Origin of the sequence: Paraburkholderia sp. A3BS-1L, assembly GCF_051125215.1 — a bacterium.
Taxonomy (GTDB): domain Bacteria; phylum Pseudomonadota; class Gammaproteobacteria; order Burkholderiales; family Burkholderiaceae; genus Paraburkholderia.
Genome location: NZ_CP120442.1, coordinates 2,922,099 through 2,940,749 on the forward strand (window position 1 = coordinate 2,922,099; position 18,651 = coordinate 2,940,749).

Annotated in this window: 18 protein-coding genes and 1 tRNA gene; 10 read left to right on the forward strand and 9 right to left on the reverse strand. The window is 64.6% G+C overall.

All coding sequences use genetic code 11. From position 1 onward, the window contains the following. Positions 1-84: 84 nt before the first annotated feature. The 5 genes from prfA (at position 85) to P5W99_RS13305 (ending at position 4,088) form a co-directional block, all read left to right on the forward strand. Entirely contained in the window at positions 85-1,167 is a 1,083-nt protein-coding gene (gene prfA / locus P5W99_RS13285) for a peptide chain release factor 1 (RefSeq protein WP_035531573.1), read from the forward strand. A 13-nt stretch (positions 1,168-1,180) separates the two neighbouring features. Further along, on the forward strand, positions 1,181-2,029 hold the full coding sequence (prmC, locus tag P5W99_RS13290; RefSeq protein WP_421024856.1) for a peptide chain release factor N(5)-glutamine methyltransferase: 849 nt from the start codon (positions 1,181-1,183) through the stop codon (positions 2,027-2,029). 110 nt (positions 2,030-2,139) lie between these two features. Continuing rightward, the gene (gene grxD / locus P5W99_RS13295; RefSeq protein ID WP_035531579.1) at positions 2,140-2,451 is read left to right on the forward strand and encodes a Grx4 family monothiol glutaredoxin; all 312 of its coding nucleotides are present in this window, start codon (positions 2,140-2,142) and stop codon (positions 2,449-2,451) included. 94 nt (positions 2,452-2,545) lie between these two features. Then, positions 2,546-3,160 (forward strand): UbiX family flavin prenyltransferase, encoded by a 615-nt coding sequence (locus tag P5W99_RS13300; RefSeq protein ID WP_421024857.1) that lies wholly within the window; start codon positions 2,546-2,548, stop codon positions 3,158-3,160. 133 nt (positions 3,161-3,293) lie between these two features. Continuing rightward, the gene (locus P5W99_RS13305) at positions 3,294-4,088 is read left to right on the forward strand and encodes a DODA-type extradiol aromatic ring-opening family dioxygenase (RefSeq protein WP_421024858.1); all 795 of its coding nucleotides are present in this window, start codon (positions 3,294-3,296) and stop codon (positions 4,086-4,088) included. Positions 4,089-4,172: 84 nt separating this feature from the next. Here the strand turns inward: P5W99_RS13305 and P5W99_RS13310 are convergent, their stop codons facing one another. Further along, complete coding sequence (locus P5W99_RS13310; protein WP_421024859.1) at positions 4,173-5,768, reverse strand: APC family permease; 1,596 nt, start codon at positions 5,766-5,768, stop codon at positions 4,173-4,175. 431 nt (positions 5,769-6,199) lie between these two features. Between P5W99_RS13310 and P5W99_RS13315 the strand changes: the two genes are divergently transcribed. Continuing rightward, positions 6,200-6,403, forward strand: a complete 204-nt coding sequence (locus P5W99_RS13315; protein ID WP_027797379.1) for a cold-shock protein — start codon at positions 6,200-6,202, stop codon at positions 6,401-6,403. Positions 6,404-6,559: 156 nt separating this feature from the next. On the opposite strand, the gene P5W99_RS13320 is transcribed toward P5W99_RS13315, so the two are convergent. The 3 genes from P5W99_RS13320 to P5W99_RS13330 form a co-directional block, all read right to left on the reverse strand. Next, positions 6,560-7,822 (reverse strand): Hsp70 family protein, encoded by a 1,263-nt coding sequence (locus tag P5W99_RS13320; protein WP_434661098.1) that lies wholly within the window; start codon positions 7,820-7,822, stop codon positions 6,560-6,562. A 210-nt stretch (positions 7,823-8,032) separates the two neighbouring features. Beyond that, on the reverse strand, positions 8,033-8,635 hold the full coding sequence (locus P5W99_RS13325; RefSeq protein WP_421024861.1) for a nitroreductase family protein: 603 nt from the start codon (positions 8,633-8,635) through the stop codon (positions 8,033-8,035). A 122-nt stretch (positions 8,636-8,757) separates the two neighbouring features. After that, positions 8,758-10,041, reverse strand: a complete 1,284-nt coding sequence (locus P5W99_RS13330) for an MFS transporter (protein ID WP_421024862.1) — start codon at positions 10,039-10,041, stop codon at positions 8,758-8,760. A 163-nt stretch (positions 10,042-10,204) separates the two neighbouring features. On the opposite strand from P5W99_RS13330, the gene P5W99_RS13335 reads away from it, so the two are divergent. Further along, positions 10,205-10,879 (forward strand): TetR/AcrR family transcriptional regulator, encoded by a 675-nt coding sequence (locus P5W99_RS13335; RefSeq protein ID WP_434661100.1) that lies wholly within the window; start codon positions 10,205-10,207, stop codon positions 10,877-10,879. 20 nt (positions 10,880-10,899) lie between these two features. Next, on the forward strand, positions 10,900-11,490 hold the full coding sequence (locus tag P5W99_RS13340; protein ID WP_421024864.1) for a DUF1415 domain-containing protein: 591 nt from the start codon (positions 10,900-10,902) through the stop codon (positions 11,488-11,490). Positions 11,491-11,531: 41 nt separating this feature from the next. On the opposite strand, the gene P5W99_RS13345 is transcribed toward P5W99_RS13340, so the two are convergent. Continuing rightward, positions 11,532-12,401: a class I SAM-dependent methyltransferase gene (locus tag P5W99_RS13345; protein ID WP_421024865.1), complete on the reverse strand. Its 870-nt coding sequence runs from the start codon at positions 12,399-12,401 to the stop codon at positions 11,532-11,534. 388 nt (positions 12,402-12,789) lie between these two features. Between P5W99_RS13345 and P5W99_RS13350 the strand changes: the two genes are divergently transcribed. Then, a complete protein-coding gene (locus P5W99_RS13350; RefSeq protein WP_421024866.1) occupies positions 12,790-13,110 on the forward strand; it encodes a DNA-binding protein in 321 nt (106 codons plus the stop codon). A gap of 159 nt (positions 13,111-13,269) precedes the next feature. Here the strand turns inward: P5W99_RS13350 and P5W99_RS13355 are convergent, their stop codons facing one another. Then, positions 13,270-14,433, reverse strand: a complete 1,164-nt coding sequence (locus tag P5W99_RS13355) for a methyltransferase (RefSeq protein ID WP_434661102.1) — start codon at positions 14,431-14,433, stop codon at positions 13,270-13,272. A gap of 396 nt (positions 14,434-14,829) precedes the next feature. Between P5W99_RS13355 and P5W99_RS13360 the strand changes: the two genes are divergently transcribed. Next, positions 14,830-17,229, forward strand: coding sequence for a type IIG restriction enzyme/methyltransferase (locus tag P5W99_RS13360; RefSeq protein WP_434661103.1), 2,400 nt, complete (start codon positions 14,830-14,832; stop codon positions 17,227-17,229). 67 nt (positions 17,230-17,296) lie between these two features. Here P5W99_RS13360 and P5W99_RS13365 read toward each other — a convergent pair. The 3 genes from P5W99_RS13365 to P5W99_RS13375 all read right to left on the reverse strand — a co-directional run bounded on the left by P5W99_RS13365 (position 17,297) and on the right by P5W99_RS13375 (position 18,582). Further along, positions 17,297-17,372 (reverse strand) — tRNA-Thr (locus P5W99_RS13365). Positions 17,373-17,390: 18 nt separating this feature from the next. After that, complete coding sequence (locus P5W99_RS13370; RefSeq protein WP_421024869.1) at positions 17,391-17,891, reverse strand: ClpXP protease specificity-enhancing factor; 501 nt, start codon at positions 17,889-17,891, stop codon at positions 17,391-17,393. A 79-nt stretch (positions 17,892-17,970) separates the two neighbouring features. Next, on the reverse strand, positions 17,971-18,582 hold the full coding sequence (locus tag P5W99_RS13375) for a glutathione S-transferase N-terminal domain-containing protein (RefSeq protein ID WP_027797364.1): 612 nt from the start codon (positions 18,580-18,582) through the stop codon (positions 17,971-17,973). Positions 18,583-18,651 lie beyond the last annotated feature (69 nt).

Genomic DNA, 18,651 nt, shown 5'->3' on the forward strand with positions numbered 1-18,651 from the left:
GCGCGGCATGCATCCCGAAGCCTGGGCCCCCGGCCCGCCGCCCCTTTCCCGCAGTCCTTTCCGGAGCCCGCTCCGCACCGCCCGATGAAAACGAGCATGCAATCGAAGCTCGACCAGCTGACTACCCGCCTGGCCGAGCTGAACGACCTGTTGAGCCGTCCCGACGTGACGTCGAACCGCGACCAGTACCGCAAGCTCACACGCGAGCACGCGGAATTGGGGCCGGTGGTCGAGCATTACGCACAATGGCGGGCTGCGCTCGCCGACGAAGCGGCCGCGAAAGAGCTGCTCGCCGATGCATCGATGCGCGACTTCGCCGAAGACGAGGTGAAAGCCGCACGCGAGCGCATGGCGCGATTGCAGCACGAGCTGCAGATGATGCTCCTGCCGAAGGACCCCAACGACGATCGTAACGTCTTCCTCGAAATCCGCGCGGGCACGGGCGGCGACGAGTCGGCGCTGTTCGCGGGCGACCTGCTGCGCATGTACCTGCGCTACGCGGAACGCAATCGCTGGCAGATCGAGATGATGTCGGCGAGCGAGTCGGACCTCGGCGGCTACAAGGAAGTGATCGTGCGCATCGCGGGCGAAGCCGCCTATTCGAAGCTCAAGTTCGAGTCGGGCGGGCATCGCGTGCAACGCGTGCCGGCCACCGAAACGCAGGGCCGCATCCACACCTCGGCGTGCACGGTCGCGGTGATGCCCGAAGCCGACGAGATCGGCGAGGTCGAGATCAATCCCGCCGATCTGCGCATCGACACGTTCCGCGCCTCCGGCGCGGGCGGTCAGCACATCAACAAGACGGATTCGGCCGTGCGCGTGACGCACCTGCCGACCGGCATCGTGGTCGAGTGCCAGGACGACCGCTCGCAGCACAAGAACAAGGACCGCGCGCTCAAGGTGCTCGCGGCGCGCATCAAGGACAAGCAATACCAGGAGCAGCACGCGAAGGAAGCGGCCACGCGCAAGAGCCTCGTGGGCTCGGGCGACCGCTCGGAGCGCATCCGCACCTACAACTTTCCGCAAGGGCGCCTCACCGATCACCGCATCAACCTGACACTCTATCGTCTCGAAGCAATCATGGACGGCGATCTCGACGAGCTGATCGGCGCACTGGTTTCCGAGCATCAGGCCGAGCAGCTGGCCTCGCTCGGCGACGCCGATTGAGCGCGCGTTTATCGTGAGCGAACCAATAGTCACCGCCGATGCCCTGCTGCGCGCCTCGCCCCTCGCCGCGCTCGAGACGCGCGTGCTGCTCATGCACGTGCTCGGCTGGCGCCGCACGGAGCTGATCACGCGCGGCGAGCGTCCACTCGAAGCCGCGCAGATCGACGCTTATCGCGCACTCGAAGCGCGCCGCGTTCAGGGCGAACCCATCGCGCAGATCGTGGGCGCGCGCGAGTTCTACGGCCTGAACTTCGACGTCACGCCCGACGTGCTGATTCCGCGCCCCGAAACCGAGCTGCTCGTGGAAACGGCCCTGGCCGCCATGGAAGGTCTCGCGCAGCCGCGCGTGCTCGATCTGGGCACGGGCAGCGGCGCGATCGCGGTGACCATCGCCTCGGCGCGGCCCGATGCGCGCGTGTGGGCCGTCGACCGCTCGCAGGCCGCGCTCGACGTGGCCGCGCGCAACGCCGCGAAGCTGCTCGCCGCCCGGCGCCCGGGCGGCGCGCTCACCTTCGTGGCCGCCAGCTGGTACGACGCGCTCGATCCTGCATTGCGCTTCGATGTCATCGTGAGCAATCCGCCCTATATCGCGAGCGGCGACCCGCATCTCGCGCAAGGCGACCTGCGCTTCGAGCCGCGCGGCGCCCTCACCGACGAAGCCGACGGCCTCACGGCGCTGCGCACGATCGTCGCCGGCGCGCCGGCGCACCTCGCGCCGGGCGGCGTGCTTTGGATGGAGCACGGCTACGATCAGGCGGCGGCGGTGCGTGCGCTGCTCGAAGCGCAAGGTTTCGCCGATGTTCACTCACAAGCCGATCTGGCTGGCATCGAACGCATCAGCGGCGCACGCCTCGTGAACTAGCCGCGATCGGGCAATACGCGCCAGGGCATGCCCGGCCCGCGCAGGCGAAATCCGCTATCATTTCGTTCTGCACTCATTGTTTTCGGCACCCATTTATCCCAAGGTCAGACATGGACACCCAACAGCGCATCAAGCAGATCGTCGACGAAAACGCCGTCGTCCTCTTCATGAAGGGCAACGCGCAGTTTCCGATGTGCGGCTTCTCCGGCCGCGCAGTGCAGATCCTGAAAGCCTGCGGCGTCGAGCAGTTCAAGACCGTCAACGTGCTCGAGGACGACGAAGTCCGCCAGGGCATCAAGGAATTCTCGAACTGGCCGACCATTCCGCAGCTTTATGTGAAGGGCGAATTCATCGGCGGTTCGGACATCATGATGGAGATGTACCAGAACGGCGAACTGCAGCAGCTGTTCACCGCGGCGTAAAGCCGTTTGAAGCGAGGCGGCGCGGCGCAAGCCCGCCGCCTTGTTTGCTCCCATCGCTGGCCCCGCCTTCGCGTTTTCTCGCGCCCCGCCTTTCGTGAACCCCACGCCTACTGCATCTATTGCCCCGCCCTCCCGCCGCCTGATCGTCGCGATCACGGGCGCCACGGGCGCGATCTACGGCGTGCGCATGCTTGACACACTGCGCCGTCTTGGCGGCGTCGAAACGCATCTGCTGATTTCGTCGGCCGGCTGGCTCAACATCCAGCACGAGCTGCAGCTCACGAAAGACGACCTCCACGCCCGCGCCGATGTCGTGCATTCGGTGCGCGACGTGGGCGCCACGATTGCCTCGGGCTCGTTCGCGACCGACGGCATGATCGTCGCGCCCTGCTCGATGAAGACGCTCGCGAGCATCGCGCACGGCCTCTCCGACAACCTGATCGCCCGCGCCGCCGACGTCACGCTCAAGGAGCGCCGACGCCTCGTGCTGCTCGTGCGCGAGACGCCGCTCAATCTCGCGCATCTGCGCAACATGACCGCCGTGACCGAGATGGGCGGCGTGATCTTTCCGCCGCTGCCGGCGTTCTACAACCAGCCTGCCAGCATCGACGAAATGGTCGATCACACGGTCGCGCGCGTGCTCGATCTGTTCGCGCTAGGCCCGGCGCTCTCGCCGGCCTGGCCCGGCTTGCGCGGCGCTGCGGACTGATTTTCGCCCGCCTCGTCGATTATCAACATGGGCGACACAATCAATTCCCTTTCGCCCCGTTTAATTCGCGCGGGTTGAGTCTTATATTGATCGTAATTCGACACTTTCCGGCCGCTGCGCGCGGCCAGCGATCATGACCACCCGTACGCCTACCTTATTCCTCTCGCACGGCGCGCCCACGCTGCCGATCGACCCTTCGCTGCCGTCCGGCGGCTTTACGACGCTCGCGCAACATCTGCCGCGTCCGAAGTCCGTGTTGATACTCTCCGCGCACTGGAACACGCTCAAGCCCGTCGTGAGCACGGCCCAGCGGCCCGAAACCATCCACGACTTTTATGGCTTTCCGCGCGCGCTCTACGAGATCCAGTACCCCGCGCCCGGCGCGCCCGAGACCGCGCAGCGTGCGGCGGCGCTGCTGCGTGCACGGGGTGTCCCCGTGGACGAAGAGGTGCACGGCCTCGATCACGGCGCCTGGGTGCCCATGTTGCTGATGTTCCCCGATGCCGACGTGCCCGTCGCGCAGCTCTCGATCCAGCCGCACGCCGACGCCGCTCACCACTTCGCGCTCGGCCGCGCCCTGCGGGAACTGCGTGATGAAGGCGTGATGGTGATTGGCTCCGGCCAGATCACGCACAACCTGCGCGCGGCGGACTTCTCGGCGCGCCCCGAAGACGCCGATCCGCGCGTGACCGAATTCACCGACTGGTTCGAAGCGCGCCTCGCCGCGCGCGACATCGACGCCCTGCTCGATTACCGCAATCAGGCGCCGCATGCAGTGCTCATGCACCCGACCGATGAGCATCTGCTGCCAGTCTTCGCCGCGCTCGGCGCCGCCGATGACGACTACACACTGGGCGTCCAGTCGCTCGGCACCTATCAGCGCGCGCTCGCGATGACGAACTACGTATTCGGTTCGGCCGTCCAGTAGCGTCAGTGCCGCCGCATCAAGCAACAAGGCCCGCCTGAATCGCTTCAGGCGGGCCTTGTGTGGGTCTTGCATCGCGCAATACGCTTAGTGCGCGCCGATGCCCTCGAGCACTTCATCGTGCTCGTCACGCTCCTTCAGGTACGGCGTGCGATAACCCGAGTTCACGCCCCAGTAGTAGAAGCCGAGCGAGACGATCGCGACCACCAGCATGTCCCAGCCATAGGGCAGGACGTTGAGGCCGCCGAACTGCTTGCTGCCGATCAGCGACAGGAGTGCCATCGCCGGCAGGTATGCGCACAGCCACCATGCGGCCTTCAGATCCTGGCCCCAGCCGTCGAAGCCCGTCTTGCCCTGATAGTAGAAGTACACCGGCAGCGCGACGATCATCAGAAGGATGATTTCGCCGGTCAGCGGCCACTTCGCCCAGTACAGGATCATCGACGCGCACACGAACGCGAACGGCGCGATGACCTTCATGAACGGCACGGAAAGCGGACGCTGGAGCTCCGGAGCAGCGCGCTTGAGCGCCATCAGCGCGATCGGGCCGGTGAGATACGAAATGACGGTCGCCACCGAGATCACCGCCGCGAGCGAGCTCCAGCCGCGGAAGAAGAACATGAAGATGAACGAGACGAGCAGGTTGAACCACATCGCCTGACGCGGCACGCCGTAGAACGGGTGCACGTTGCCGAACATCTTGGGCATCGTGCCGTTGCGCTCCATCGCGTAGATCATGCGCGAGGTCGTGGCCATGTAGGTCGTGCCGGTGCCGCTCGGGCTCACGAACGCGTCCACGTAGAGCAGGATCGCGAGCCAGTTCAGGTTCAGCGCAATCGCGAGTTCAGCGAACGGCGACTTGAAGTTGAAGGTGTTCCAACCCTTCATCACGTCGTCCGGGCTGACCGCGCCGATATAGGCAACCTGCAGCAGCACATAGATCACGAGCGCGCAGAGGATCGAGCCGATCACCGCGAACGGCACGCTCTTCGAAGGGTTGCGTGCCTCACCGGCGAGGTTGATCGGGCTCTGGAAGCCGTTGAACGCGAACACGATGCCGCTGGTTGCCACGGCCGTGAACACCGCCGACCAGCCATACGGCGCGAAGTCGGTCGACTGGCCGAAGTTCTCGTGGTGGAAGCCGGTCGCCATCAGGCCCGCGATCGTGAGACCCGGAATGATGAACTTGAAGATCGTGATGGCGCTGTTGGCGCGCGCGAAGAGCTTCACGCCCCAGTAGTTGAGCATGAAGTAAATGATCACGAGCAGCGCGGAGAGGAACAAGCCCGATGAGGTCAGCTCACCGTTCACGAACAGCGCGTGCGCCCATGGATAGGGCCAGGTGCTCATGTACTGGATCGAGGCCTCGGCTTCGATCGGAATCACCGAGACAATGGCGATCCAGTTGGCCCAGGCGCTGATGAAGCCCACCAGCGCGCCGTGCGAGTAGCGCGCATAGCGCACCATGCCGCCCGATTCGGGGAACATCGCGCCAAGCTCGGCGTAGGTGAGTGCAATCGCCAGAATGACCACGGCGCCGATGATCCAGGCACAAATGGCGGCGGGACCGGCAATCTTGGCTGCCTTCCACGCGCCGAACAGCCAGCCCGAACCGATGATCGACCCGAGGCCGGTAAACATCAGCGCGAACGGGCCGATGTTCCGTTGAATTGAACTTTTCACGTCTTCTCCTGTTTCAAGAGCAGTTCGACGCCGCTTGTCCCGTCTGTTGTGCGGGCGGGTTTCGACAGCGGTCGCACCTGCGTACGACTGGATTGCACCTTTAAGCGCAACCCATTCGCGGCGCGTAGTTTAACGGTTGCACCAGAAAAACGCCTCGGAAATCTCTACGGCCCTACAAAAAAAACAGTCACTTAGCAAGCTTTGTAAGGCTTCGTTTCGACCCCGGCGTAAAAATATGTCGAATTAGCCTGGACCCTGGTTGACCTTGCTGCCAATTAGCCGTATAAAGTCCGAGCAGGATTTCAAGCGGCGAGTGTGAATAGGTCTTTCGTAGTTCGCCCATCAACGGTACTCCGGCTGGTCCCATACCCCTTCCTTGATTTTCGTGCACCTCTTTGGCCTCGGCCTTCATTCATTTTTAGGAAAGTATTATGGAAACCGGTACCGTCAAGTGGTTCAATGACGCTAAGGGCTTTGGCTTTATCACCCCGGACGGCGGCGGCGAAGATCTGTTCGCGCACTTCTCGGAAATCAAGGTCGACGGCTTCAAGACGCTGCAAGAGAACCAAAAGGTTCAATTCGAAGTCCGTACGGGCCCTAAGGGCAAGCAAGCTGCAAACATCAAGCCGGTCTAAGTACCCGCTCTGAGTGTCGGGGCTCCAACCTCTAGCCCTGACCAGCAAGCTTACCGAAAAACCCCACGCTTCCTCTGGAAAGTGGGGTTTTTTGTTGCCTGGTCGTTTTGTCGATGAATTTCGCGGTGAAACGCCAGTGCGCTGCCACCGCGCGATTCAGCCGAACAGGCGCTGCGCGTGGATGCCCAGCCCCGTCGCCACGCTGGCGAGGCGGTCGCCGAACACGGGCTGCGCCTGCGGGAAGGCCTCGGCGAGCGCCTGAGTCAGGAACAGCAGGCCGGTGGAGCCGCCCGTGAAATAGAGCGCGTTGACCGCGCCCGGCGCCACGCCGGCCGCCTGCACGGTATCGCGCGCGGCCTGCACGATTCGGCGCGTTTCCTCGCGGCCGGCATCGATCAGCTGCACGTCGTCGAATGCGAGGCGCAGATCGGCTTCCACCTGCTCCAGATCGATCATCGTCTCCCCGCCCGCCGACACCCCGATCTTCGCCTCTTCCGCATGCGCCATCAGCGCATGGCCCAGACGCCACTCGACCACGCGCATCAGGCGGTCGTGGTGCACGCTGTTGCCATAGAGGTGACGCATGAGCTTGAGCTCGGTCATCCGCTTGGGCGGATAGACCGTGTTGATGAGATGCCAGGTCGCGAGATCGAAATAGACGCGGTTAGGCACCTCGCGGCCCTCCGGGTCGAGCGACTGATAGCCGAGTTCGCGCAGGATCGTCGCGAGCTCCACGCGGCGGTCGAAATCCGTGCCGGCGACGTGCACGCCGTGGTGGGCGAGCACGTCGCCTTTACGCTCGAGTTGCGTCATGCGCTGCGGCCCGACGCGCACGAGAGAAAAATCCGAGGTGCCGCCGCCGATGTCCGCCACCAGCACCAAGCCCTCTTCGGTCAGGCGCGACTCGTAGTCGAACGCCGCCGCAATCGGCTCGTACTGGAACTCGATCTCCGTAAAGCCCACTGCACGCGCCGCCGCTTCGAGCTGGTCCTGCGCGAGCTGGTCGGCGCGCGGGTCTTCGTCGACGAAAAATACCGGGCGGCCCAGCACTGCGCGCGTAATGGGCGCCCCCGCACAACGCTCGGCGCTGCGCTTCAGGTGCTCCAGAAAAATCGCGATGATTTCCGTGTAGCGAATCGCGCTGCCGTCGCCGAGATCGGTCGTGCTCTCCGCGAGCGGGGAGCCGAGGATGCTCTTCATCGAGCGCATGAGGCGCCCGTCGAAGCCATCGATATACGAGGTCAGCGCCGCGCGGCCGAATTCGCGCGTGTGCTCGTCGATATTGAAGAACACCGAGGTGGGCAGCGTGGTGTGCGCGCCCTCAACAGGCGCGAGGCGCATGGCGTCGCCGGGCATGGCGCCTGGCAACGCCACGGCCGAATTGGAAGTACCGAAGTCGATTGCGCAAAACGGGGTCATGGCAATGACGCGCAGCGGGCGCGCGCAAGGAGGAAGGCTGGGAGGACCGGCTTTGTATCACGAAAGCGCGGCACGGGGCAACCGAAGGGCGGTGATGCGTCCCCGCAAGAAAAAACGCGCGGGCTGCGCCGCGCGTTTCGTTCACTGCTGTTTTTTTCGCTGCCGCCCTTGCTGCGCCGGGCGGTGGCCTACGCTACGCCTCGGGCCGCATCATCCCTTGAAGGGCTGCTTCCAGGCATTCGCGTAGGCGATCTCGCCCACCGCCGAGCGCGTGCGCTCCGCCTTTTCGCGGTCGCGCAGCACCGGGTCGAGCTTCTCGGCGTCGCCGTAATGGCCGATCGAGATGAACGCGAGCGGCTCCACGTCGTTCGGCAGCGCGAACTCCTTGCGGAATGCGTTCACGTCGAAGCCGCTCATCTGGTGCGCGGCCAGTCCCAGCGCGTGGGCCTGGAGCACCAGCGACATGGCCGCCGCACCCGCGTCATACTGCGCCGTGCGGTTCACCTCGCCCTTCGCGTTGAGCGTCTGCGCCGTCACCGCGATCAGGATCGGCGCGGGCGCGTTCCATTGCTGGTTGAACGGCACGAGCGTCGAGAAAGCGCGCTTGAACGCGACTTCATCGGCCGAGCGGTCGAATACGATGAAGCGCCACGGCTGCAAGTTGTAGCCCGACGGCGCCCAACGCGCGGCCTCGATCACGGCGTGCAGCGCCTCGCGCGAAACCGGCTCGCTCGAATACGCACGCGGGCTCCAGCGGCCGGCGATCAGTTCGTGGATGGGCACGGCTGTCGGTGCGGGTTTGTGCTTCGTCATGCCTTGTCTGTCCTTGAGGGTTGAGGGCGCTCGCCCGAGGCCAACAGCATACCTGCGCCCAGTGAAACGCGCTCAGGCAAAAAAGTTGGGGGGTTCGGGTGTACTTCAACCGGTTGCGCCACTCAAGCCGTCTGCACCCCGACCGCCCGCGGTCCGCGATTGATGCGCAGCACGAGAAACGAAGCGATCAGGCACAGGCCGCCCGAGATCATCGAGGCCACTGTGTACGTGCCGAGGCTCGAGCGCAGCAGCCCCGCGCCGAAGGCCGCGAACGCCGCACCCAGCTGGTGGCCGGCGACCACCCAGCCGAAGATGATCGGCGCGCGCTCCTTGCCGTAGACATCGGTGGCAAGACGCACGGTCGGCGGCACGGTCGCGATCCAGTCGAGCCCGTAGAACACGGCGAAGATCGGCAGTCCAAAGAAGTCGATGCCGAAAGCGTGCGGCAGATAAATGAGCGACAGGCCGCGCAACCCGTAGTACCAGAACAGCAGCACGCGGGCGTTGAATCGATCGGAGAGCCAGCCCGAAAGCGTGGTGCCGAAAAGATCGAAGATGCCCATCGTCGCGAGCAGCGAAGCGCCCTGCACTTCCGTCATGCCATAGTCGCCGCACATCGCGATGAGGTGCGTGCCGACATAGCCGTTCGTGCTCGCACCGCAGATGAAGAAGCTGAAAAAGAGCAGCCAGAAGTCGCGCGTGCGGCTAGCCGACGTGAGAGCGCCGAACGCGAGCTTGATCGGATTTTGTTGCGGCGCCGGCGGCACGACAGGCGCGTCATGCGGCTCGCCGTACGGGCGCAGCTGCATGCTGGCCGGCCGCTCCGGCAAGAGGAACGCCACGAGCGGCAGCACGACGGCGGCCGCCACCGCAACCACCAGCACCACGGGCTGCCAGCCGTGCTTTTGCGCAATCGCCGCGAGAAAAGGCAGGAACACGAGTTGTCCAGTGGCCGAGCTCGCGGTGAGCACGCCCATCGCGAGGCCGCGATGAGTGGTGAACCAGCGCGTCACCACGGTCGCCGAAAGCGAGAGCGCCGCCACGCCTGTCGCGCCGCCCACCATCACGCCCCAGATCAGAATCATCTGCCACGGATGCGTCATCAGCGCGGAAAGCGCCACGCCCGCCGCCATCGTGCCGAGCGCCGCCAGCAGCGTGGGCCGCACGCCGAAGCGCTGCATCGCTGCCGCTGCGAACGGCCCCATGAGCCCGTACAGCGCGATGTTTATCGAAATCGCCAGCGAGATCGTCGCGCGGCTCCAGCCGAATTGGTGCTCGAGCGGCACCATCATCACGCTCGGCGTCGCGCGCGTGCCGGCCGCCGCCAGCAACACGAGAAACACCACCGCCACGACGATCCATCCATAGTGGAAACGTCCGCCGACCATCCTCGCTGCCCAGTTCATCGATGCTCCTCTTGCTCCGTCTGGAGCCAGCTTCGTTGACATTTTTGTCTGCCTGCTCGCCTGTGGGTCGCGCCGATTGTTACCGGTCGGTCACAAGTGTGTTGCGATAGTAGTGACCGCTCGGTAACATGTCAAGCGTAACTCCGATGACGAGATGCCTAAAATGTCCAACCAGCCCAAGCGTGAAGATGCTGCTCCAACCGCCTCCGCCACGCCCGGCGCGCCGCGCGCGGGCCGCACCCGCACCCAGACGGCCGGGCCGCGAGCCCAGGAGCATCTGCTGCGCGCGGCGGACGAATTGTTCTATCGGGAAGGCGTGCGCGCGGTTGGCATCGAAGCCGTGGTCGAACGCGCGGGCGTGAACAAGATGAGCCTGTACCGGCAGTTCTCGTCGAAGGACGATCTGGTGGTCGCGTATCTGAAGCGCTGCGACGAGCGCTTCTTCGAGCGCTTCGATGCGAGCATCGCGAAGCATCCCGGCGATCCCGCGAAGCAATTGGTCCAGTATTTCGAGGATCTCGCCCAGCGCGCCTCCGCGGCCGATTACCGTGGCTGCCCGTTCGTCAACGTCTCGGCGGAGTTTCCGGACGCCATGCATCCGGCACGGCAGAGCGTGGCCGGCAACAAGTCGAAGCTGATCGCGCGGCTGAACGAACTCGCGCACGCCGCCAACGCGGCCGACCCCGCGGCGCTCGCCGACGAACTCGCGCTGCTGATCGAAGGCGTCTACGCGGCAAGCCAGACCTACGGACCTGGCTGCGGGCCGATCCTCGCCGCACCGCGCATGGCGAAGTTGCTGATCGACGCGGCGTGTCGCCCGCCGCACGGGTCCCGCTGACACGCCAGTAGAATGCCGCCATGACCGATACCCCCGCTCCCCGCTCCACGGGCGCCCAGCCCGAAAACGCCGAAATTCTCACCGCCACCCGCCACTGGCTGACGCGCGCCGTGATCGGCCTGAACCTCTGCCCGTTCGCGAAAAGCGTGCATGTGAAGGGCCAGATCCGCTACGCGATCAGCGAGGCGACCGATCTGGAAGGCGTGCTGGCCGACCTGGAAACCGAACTGCGCACGCTTGCGGATGCCGCGCCCGAGCAGCTCGACACGACCCTGCTAATCCTCCCGCATGCATTCGCCGACTTCCTCGACTACAACGACGCGCTGCACTTCGCCGACATGCTGCTCGCGCAGCTGCGTCTTGAAGGTACGCTGCAGATCGCGAGCTTCCATCCCGACTATCGGTTCGAGGGCACCGAGCCCGATGACATCGAGAACTACACGAACCGCGCGCCGTATCCAATCCTGCACCTGTTGCGCGAGGCCAGCATCGAGCGCGCCGTGGACGCATTTCCCGACGCCGCCGACATCTACGAACGCAATCAGGAAACGCTGCGGCGCCTCGGCCTCGAAGGCTGGCGCGCGTGGATGGCGAAGCGCAACGAAGATTGAACCGCGCCGCCCGCTTGAGCGGTTAAGGGGCGGTCAATGTACTACCCGGCGCTCGACACGCCAGCCGGCTCGCCCGCATCGGCGCCATCGACGAAATAGCGCTCGCGCAGCTCCGCAAGCCCGAAGGTGTCGAGAATCTCGTTGAGCCGCTCCGAAGGACGGCGTCGCGGCAGATTCTTGTACTGCGCGATGATGAGCTCGTTCTTCATCGAGTGCTCCCAGCCCACCAGTTCCGTCACGCTCACCTGATAACCATGCGCCTCCAGTTGCAGGCAACGCAGCACATTGGTGATCTGGCTGCCGAACTCGCGCGTATGCAGCGGATGGCGCCAGATTTCGGTGAGCGCCTGACCCAGTGACTTGCCTTTGTTCCGGCGCAGCACGCCCGCCACTTCGGCCTGGCAGCACGGCACCACGACGATATAGCGCGCGTGCTTCTTGAGCGCGAAGCGCAGGGCGTCGTCGGTGGCGGTATCGCACGCGTGCAATGCCGTGACGATGTCGACCGTCGGCGGCAGCTGCGTGGAAGTAATTGAATCGGCCACCGAAAGATTGAGAAACGACATACCGGGAAAGCCGAGCCGCTGCGCGAGTTCGCGAGAACGCTGCACCAGCTCGTCGCGCGTCTCGATGCCGAAGATGCGCGAGTTGTCGTGCAGCTCCTTGAAAAAGAGGTCATACAGGATAAAACCCAGGTACGACTTGCCCGCGCCGTGGTCGACGAGCGTAACGTCGCGGCCATCCTGCTTGAGGTCCTTGAGCAGCGGCTCGATGAACTGGAACAGGTGATAGACCTGCTTCAGCTTGCGGCGGCTGTCCTGGTTCATCTTGCCGTCGCGTGTCAGGATATGAAGCTCCTTCAGGAGTTCGATCGACTGGTTCGGACGGATTTCGTAAGTCTTGCTTGACATCGGGTCGGCACAAAAGAGAGGCGTCAATTGCCACGAAACGTGCGGCAGGCGACGGAACGCGGTGAGTAGATCTGACATTTTACGGAAAAAGCTCAAAGAGGCTGCGGACCAGAGGGGACGGCCCGATAGCCCCACAGTTGGAAGGTTGTTGCGTCCGGATCGCTGACCCACGTCCGGACGGCAGGGAGGGGTTGATTAAAAGAGACGCGGCAGCGCCGAACCGCCGCCGTCCACAAAGGACCAATTTGGGGCGCGACTCACCGGCCAAGGACCGGGAATGCGCGCATGGGAGATCGCTCCGGGTTCACAGGAAGCGATGACACAGGTACGGCGCAGACCCCGCTGCGCGATGACGCACGGTGCTGCGCGACCCTGCATGGGGCATGCAATGAACACGATACCGGACGGTAATGCGGAGCAAAAATTTCAGGCGCTGCTTGCCAAGCTCGTAGAAGTGCCCGAGTGGACGGAAAAGCAGCAACTGGAACTGGAAATGGCCCGCGATATCTCAGTCGAGATGCTGCGGCTTGCCGAGGAAATGCGCGATGGCGCGGCGGATCTCGAGAACTGCCTGATCCTGCTGAAGTACGCCAAAGTGCTCGATTTCGTGATGTCCGCTCTGGCGGCACGCAGGGACATCAAGCCGCAAACGCTCAGGGTGATCTTCAAGCTGGCCGGCCTGAGAGTCGACGAGGCCTATCCAGGTTAGCCAACCTGGCGCGGCAGGCCTTGGCCAGCCGCCGCTGAAACAGCATTCGGGCAGGCACTACCGCCTGCCGCAACCAGGCCCGGCACCACGCCGGGCCACCTTTCTTTTGATGTCCGAATCGGCACGCGGCGGGCTTGCCCGATTTGCCCGCGCCGACCTTTACGACCCCGCACTCACCTTCAGTCGCCACAGCGATGTAATTTCCGCCGCGCGCGCCCGATGTAGCGGATCGGCGGGATCGCTCGCCTTGGGATGGCGCGGCCGGATGTCTTCGCGCCCGGCCACCTCGAGACCGGCCTGCGCGATCATCTCCATCAACGCCTCGCGTGTGCGCAAGCCAAGATGCTCGGCAAAATCGGAGAGGATCAGCCAGCCCTCGCCGCCCGGCTCCAGATGATCCTTCAAACCTGCGAGAAAGCCGCGCAGCATGCGGCTGTCCGGATCGAACACCGCGTATTCGATCGGCGACGCCGGCCGCGCCGGCACCCAGGGCGGATTGCAGACCACGAGCGGCGCGCGACCCGGCGGGAACAGGTCGGCCTCGACGACTTCCACACGATCGCCGTAGCCAAGCTGGGCAAGATTCTCTCGCGCGCAAGCGAGCGCCCGGGCATCCTGATCGGTGGCGATCACCTGCGTCACGCCGCGCGCAGCCAGCACGGCGGCAATCACGCCCGTACCCGTGCCGATGTCGAATGCCCGCTCGAGCGACGGCAACGGCACGCGCGCGACCAGATCGAGATACTCGCCGCGCACCGGCGAAAAAACGCCGTAGTACGGGTGAATGCGCGCGCCCCCCAGCGCGGGAATCTCCACGCCCTTCTTGCGCCACTCGTATGCGCCGATCAAGCCGAGCACCTCGCGCAGCGACACCACCGACGGCTCGCCGTCAGGCGCACCCCATGCCTGCTCGCACGCGAGCCTGACGTCGGGCGCGCGGCGCAGCGGAATCGAATAGTCGCCTTCGAGCGGAAGCAGCATCATGCCAAGCGTGCGTGCGCGCTGCGCCTGCGCCTGACGGTGCAAATGAAACGCTTCGAGCGGCGTGGCCGCCGGCTTCGGCGCAGCGGAGCCCTTGCGCGGCTTGCCCGCAGTACGTTCGGCGCGGCGCGCCATGGCCTGCAGGAGCTGCCGCGCATTCTGGTAGTCGCCGCGCCATAGCAGCGCGGTGCCTTCGCAGGCAAGACGATAGGCTGCGTCGGCCGTGGTGCTGTCGTCGGCAACCACAACGCGCTTCGGCGTCGGCACGCCAGCCTCCGAACGCCAGCGGACGGTGCGCGGGCCATCGGTGTCAGGCCAGCTCAAGGTGGGAAAGTCGGTCATAGGATTCGAATGCTTGACGGCCCGCCATGACGGCGCGCCTCGATATGCGGCGCCATCATATAGCAGAGCACAGCCATGCGCAGCGCCGGGACGCCCATCGTCCCGGCATGACGGCATCATCGCGCAGCGCCGCGCTGGCGTCGACCTGACCGGACGGGCCAGGACGAACGGCAGGAATGATCGACGCAAACGAACGACGCAAACGAACAGCCGAGCGCGGTCAGTAAAATGAGGGCGATCCGCGCAGGGGCACACAACCAGAACATGCCAGAGACGAATCAACCGAGTCGTGCAAAACGCGCAGACTGCGCCGATCAGCGAAGCGCGCGCGCAAGGCGCACCGATCGCGCCGGACTCGACGCGGATTTTTACGCGGGGCTGCTGCGGATCGCCGGCTTGCAGGAAACCGTGGCGAGCGGCAAGGCCGTCGTTGCGCGCTGCGCGCCGGATGAACGCAGGCCCGGCGCGCTTGTCGAGCTGGCGATCGCCGGCATGGCGGCACGCGAAGCGCCGGCGCCGAACATGACGAACTCGCACGCCCCTGCTTGCTCGCCGGATCGAGAAGCCCTCGTCTTTCGCACGGCGCTGCGGCTTTGCATCGCCTGGATCGGCCGCGTCATGTTCCTCAAGCTGCTGGAGGTGCGGCTGCTGATGCTGCACGAACGCGATCCCGATTACGCCTTCCTGCGCAGCGAACGCATCGCCACGTACGCCGAGCTCGATGCGCTCTGCCGCGAAGTGCTTGGCGGCGGCTCGGCTGAAGCCGGGTCGCCGCGCCGCTATCCGCATCTGCCATGCTTTGACGGCTCCACGTTCGAGCCCGCCGATCTCGCGAAGCATGCGGTCACGCTCGGCTCGCTCGATTCCGCGCTGCCCCCACATGCGCGCAATACGGTCGCTGATCTGCTCGACTTCCTCGATGGGTTCGAGTTTGGGTTTGACGCGCGCTCGAACGTAAAGAGCATCGACGCCGCAACGCTCGGGCTCGTCTTCGAAAGACTCAATGGCTATCGCGATGGCGCGTGGTACACGCCGGAGAGCGTCGCCACGTTTCTCGCGCGCGAGGCCATTACAGGTGCGGTGCCAGGGCGTTTCAACCGCGTCAAGGGCTGGCGTTGCACGACTATCGATCAGGTATCCAAATCAATTGCCGATCGCGAAGAGGCACGCACGATCCTCGCTGCGCTGCGCGTGTGTGATCCGGCCGTTGGAACCGGACATCTGCTCGTCTCCGCGCTCGACGAATTGCTCGCGGTAAAGTTGCGCCTCGGCTTGTTCGACGATCAGGATGATCCTGCGCTCGCCGGACTGCGCATCGAGGCAGTGGCGGACCGACTCGTCATCGCACGCGCTCACGACGAAACGCCTGCGCAGCGGCAACGCATCGACGCTGCGCTTTATCGCGAGAAGCGCGCGATCGTCGAACACAATCTCTTCGGCGTGGATATCGACGACCAGGCGCTCGGTCTCGCGCGCCTTCGCCTCGCGTTTGAACTACTGGCGCACGCCGGGTACGACGACGAAGGCGTTTTCGCCACGCTGCCGGATCTCAGGGCCCATCTGAAACAAGGCAATGCCGTGCTGAACCCCATCGCGCTCGACTCGACGCACGACACCGTCGCTGGCTTCGATGCCGTCATTGCCAACCCGCCATACATCGACTCCGAACGCATGATCAACGAAGGCCAGAAGCCCCTGCGCGAAGCGCTCGCACAGCGCTGGCCGAGCGCACGCGGCAACTGGGACCTCTACATCGTCTTCATGGAACTGGGGCTCGCGCTGACCGCCCAGCACGGCACCATGGCCTTTCTCACACCCGACAAGTGGCTCGCGAAGCCGTTCGGCTCTGCGTTCCGTTCGCACCACCTCGACAAAATCGCGCGCATCGTCGCGCTGGGGCGCGAAGTATTCGAGCGCGCGCAGATCGATTCGATCGTGACGGTGTATCGCAAATCCGGCACGGACCACGTCGAGACGGCGCGCCTCGAAGGTACGACGCTCACGCCGCTCGCGCGCGTGCGCAAACGCGAGCTCGAAGCGCCATGGGCGCTCGATGCGCTGCTCTCGCCGCACTATGTGTTCGTACGGCGGCTCACCCGCGCGCATCCGACACTGGGCTCGCTGCTGCGCTGCGAGAACGCCTGCGCGACGGCGGACGCTTACCGGCTCGCGCCATTGATCGACGAAGCGCAAGACGGCTTCGATGCGCGCCGTCACTACCGCGTGGTCAACACCGGCACGCTGGGCCGCTACGCCTCGCGCTGGAACAGCAAGCCGATGACCTATCTCGGACGCCGCTACGCGCAGCCCGTGGTCGAGCGTCCGCGTTTCGCAGCGACATTCGCGAACAGCTACGGCGCGAAGGCGAACGCGAAAAAGGTGATCGTGAAAGGCCTCACGCATCTGCACGCAACGCTCGATCTCGCTGGCGACACGATCCCGGGCAAGACGACTCTGATCCTGTGCTCCAACGACGAGAACCTGCTGAAATTCGCGGCTGCGGTGCTCAACTGCCCGCTCGCGGGATTTGTCACGCGCGCACGCCATGGGGCGTCGAGCTATAACGGCGGCGTGGCGTTCACCAGGGCGATGATCGACGCTTTGCCGGTGCCCGCCGATGAGGCCGTGCGCGCGAAAATCGTGCGCTTGGTAGATGCGTTGCTACGGTTAAAACAATCGGGTGAGGAGGCGCAATGCGAAGTGCTCGAGCGCGAGATCGATTTGGCGCTTTATGCGGCGTATGGGTTGGGGAGGGAAGAGATCGGGCGGGTGGAATGCCGCGGCTGGAAGCGATAGCGGCTCGATCCAAGCCCAAAACAAAAAGGGTTACCGCTCATGACGCGATAACCCTTTTCGATGCATATGGTGCCGGCTGCAGGACTCGAACCCGCCACCTGATGATTACAAATCAACTGCTCTACCAGATGAGCTAAGCCGGCGTAGCCCGCGATTCTACCTCATTTCACGATCTTGAGGTGGCCCTTTCCGCCCTTCGCGGCGCCGTCGTCGCCTTTGTCCTTCTCGGCGGCAGACACAGCCGGCTCTGGCGCCTCGGCTTCACGCGCCGCATCGGCAGCAACCGGCGCCGCCTCCTCGTCATGCCCTTCCTGTGCGGACGGCAGCACGTCGTCGGCATCGCCCGGCGGCGCGTCGACCGGAAACGCCATGCCCTGGCCGTTCTCGCGCGCGTAGATCGCGAGCACGTTCGACACGGGCACCTCGATCTTGTGCGACTTGCCGGAAAAACGGGCGTGGAACTCGACCATCTCGTTGCCCATCTGCAACTGGCTCGTGGCCTCGAAGCTGATGTTCAGCACGATCTCGCCGTCGCGCACGAACTGGCGCGGCACGCGCGTGCGGTTGTCGACCCGCACCGCAATGTGCGGCGTGAAGCCGTTGTCGGTGCACCACTCGTACAGCGCGCGCAGCAGATACGGCTTGGTGGAAATCTCTTGCATCAACAATCCTCTGACGAGGCGGCGCACCCGGCAGCCAAACAATCACCCGGCGCCCACCGCCTCCAGTTACAACACCGGCTTAGCGACGCATCACCTTTTCCGAAGGCGTCAGCGCTTCGATATAGGCCGGACGGCTGAAAATACGCTCGGCGTACTTCATGAGCGGCGCGGCGTTCTTCGACAGTTCGATGCCGTAGTGATCCAGACGCCACAGAAGCGGCGCGATCGCGACGTCGAGCATCGAGAACTCTTCGCCCAGCATGTACTTGTTCTTCAGGAAGATCGGCGCGAGCTGCGTGAGGCGGTCGCGGATCGCGAGGCGCGCCTTCTCGTGGTTCTTCTCGGCGGCCTTGCCCTTCTCGTTTTCGAGCGTGCTCACGTGCACGAACAGTTCCTTCTCGAAGTTGAGCAGGAACAGGCGTGCGCGTGCACGCTGAACCGGATCGGCAGGCATAAGCTGCGGGTGCGGGAAGCGCTCGTCAATGTACTCGTTGATGATGTTCGATTCGTACAGAATCAGGTCGCGTTCGACCAGAATCGGCACCTGACCGTACGGATTCATCACGGCGATGTCTTCCGGTTTGTTGAACAGGTCGACGTCGCGGATTTCGAAGTCCATGCCCTTTTCGAACAACACCAGCCGGCAGCGCTGGGAGAACGGGCAGGTAGTGCCGGAGTACAGAACCATCATGATTTACATTTCCTCAATAAACCCAAAAGGCCGGCAGGCAAAAACACCGTCTGACGGTCGCTGAACCAT

Excerpts from the sequence above, each read along its gene's own strand:
- P5W99_RS13305 (WP_421024858.1), top strand. The coding sequence starts at position 3,294 with ATGACCACCCGTACGCCTACCTTATTCCTCTCGCACGGCGCGCCCACG.
- P5W99_RS13315 (WP_027797379.1), top strand. The coding sequence starts at position 6,200 with ATGGAAACCGGTACCGTCAAGTGGTTCAATGACGCTAAGGGCTTTGGC.
- P5W99_RS13350 (WP_421024866.1), top strand. The coding sequence starts at position 12,790 with ATGAACACGATACCGGACGGTAATGCGGAGCAAAAATTTCAGGCGCTG.
- P5W99_RS13330 (WP_421024862.1), bottom strand. The coding sequence starts at position 10,041 with ATGAACTGGGCAGCGAGGATGGTCGGCGGACGTTTCCACTATGGATGG.
- P5W99_RS13340 (WP_421024864.1), top strand. The coding sequence starts at position 10,900 with ATGACCGATACCCCCGCTCCCCGCTCCACGGGCGCCCAGCCCGAAAAC.
- P5W99_RS13335 (WP_434661100.1), top strand. The coding sequence starts at position 10,205 with ATGTCCAACCAGCCCAAGCGTGAAGATGCTGCTCCAACCGCCTCCGCC.
- grxD (WP_035531579.1), top strand. The coding sequence starts at position 2,140 with ATGGACACCCAACAGCGCATCAAGCAGATCGTCGACGAAAACGCCGTC.
- P5W99_RS13325 (WP_421024861.1), bottom strand. The coding sequence starts at position 8,635 with ATGACGAAGCACAAACCCGCACCGACAGCCGTGCCCATCCACGAACTG.
- P5W99_RS13320 (WP_434661098.1), bottom strand. The coding sequence starts at position 7,822 with ATGACCCCGTTTTGCGCAATCGACTTCGGTACTTCCAATTCGGCCGTG.
- P5W99_RS13370 (WP_421024869.1), bottom strand. The coding sequence starts at position 17,891 with ATGCAAGAGATTTCCACCAAGCCGTATCTGCTGCGCGCGCTGTACGAG.
- P5W99_RS13375 (WP_027797364.1), bottom strand. The coding sequence starts at position 18,582 with ATGATGGTTCTGTACTCCGGCACTACCTGCCCGTTCTCCCAGCGCTGC.
- P5W99_RS13355 (WP_434661102.1), bottom strand. The coding sequence starts at position 14,433 with ATGACCGACTTTCCCACCTTGAGCTGGCCTGACACCGATGGCCCGCGC.
- P5W99_RS13345 (WP_421024865.1), bottom strand. The coding sequence starts at position 12,401 with ATGTCAAGCAAGACTTACGAAATCCGTCCGAACCAGTCGATCGAACTC.
- prfA (WP_035531573.1), top strand. The coding sequence starts at position 85 with ATGAAAACGAGCATGCAATCGAAGCTCGACCAGCTGACTACCCGCCTG.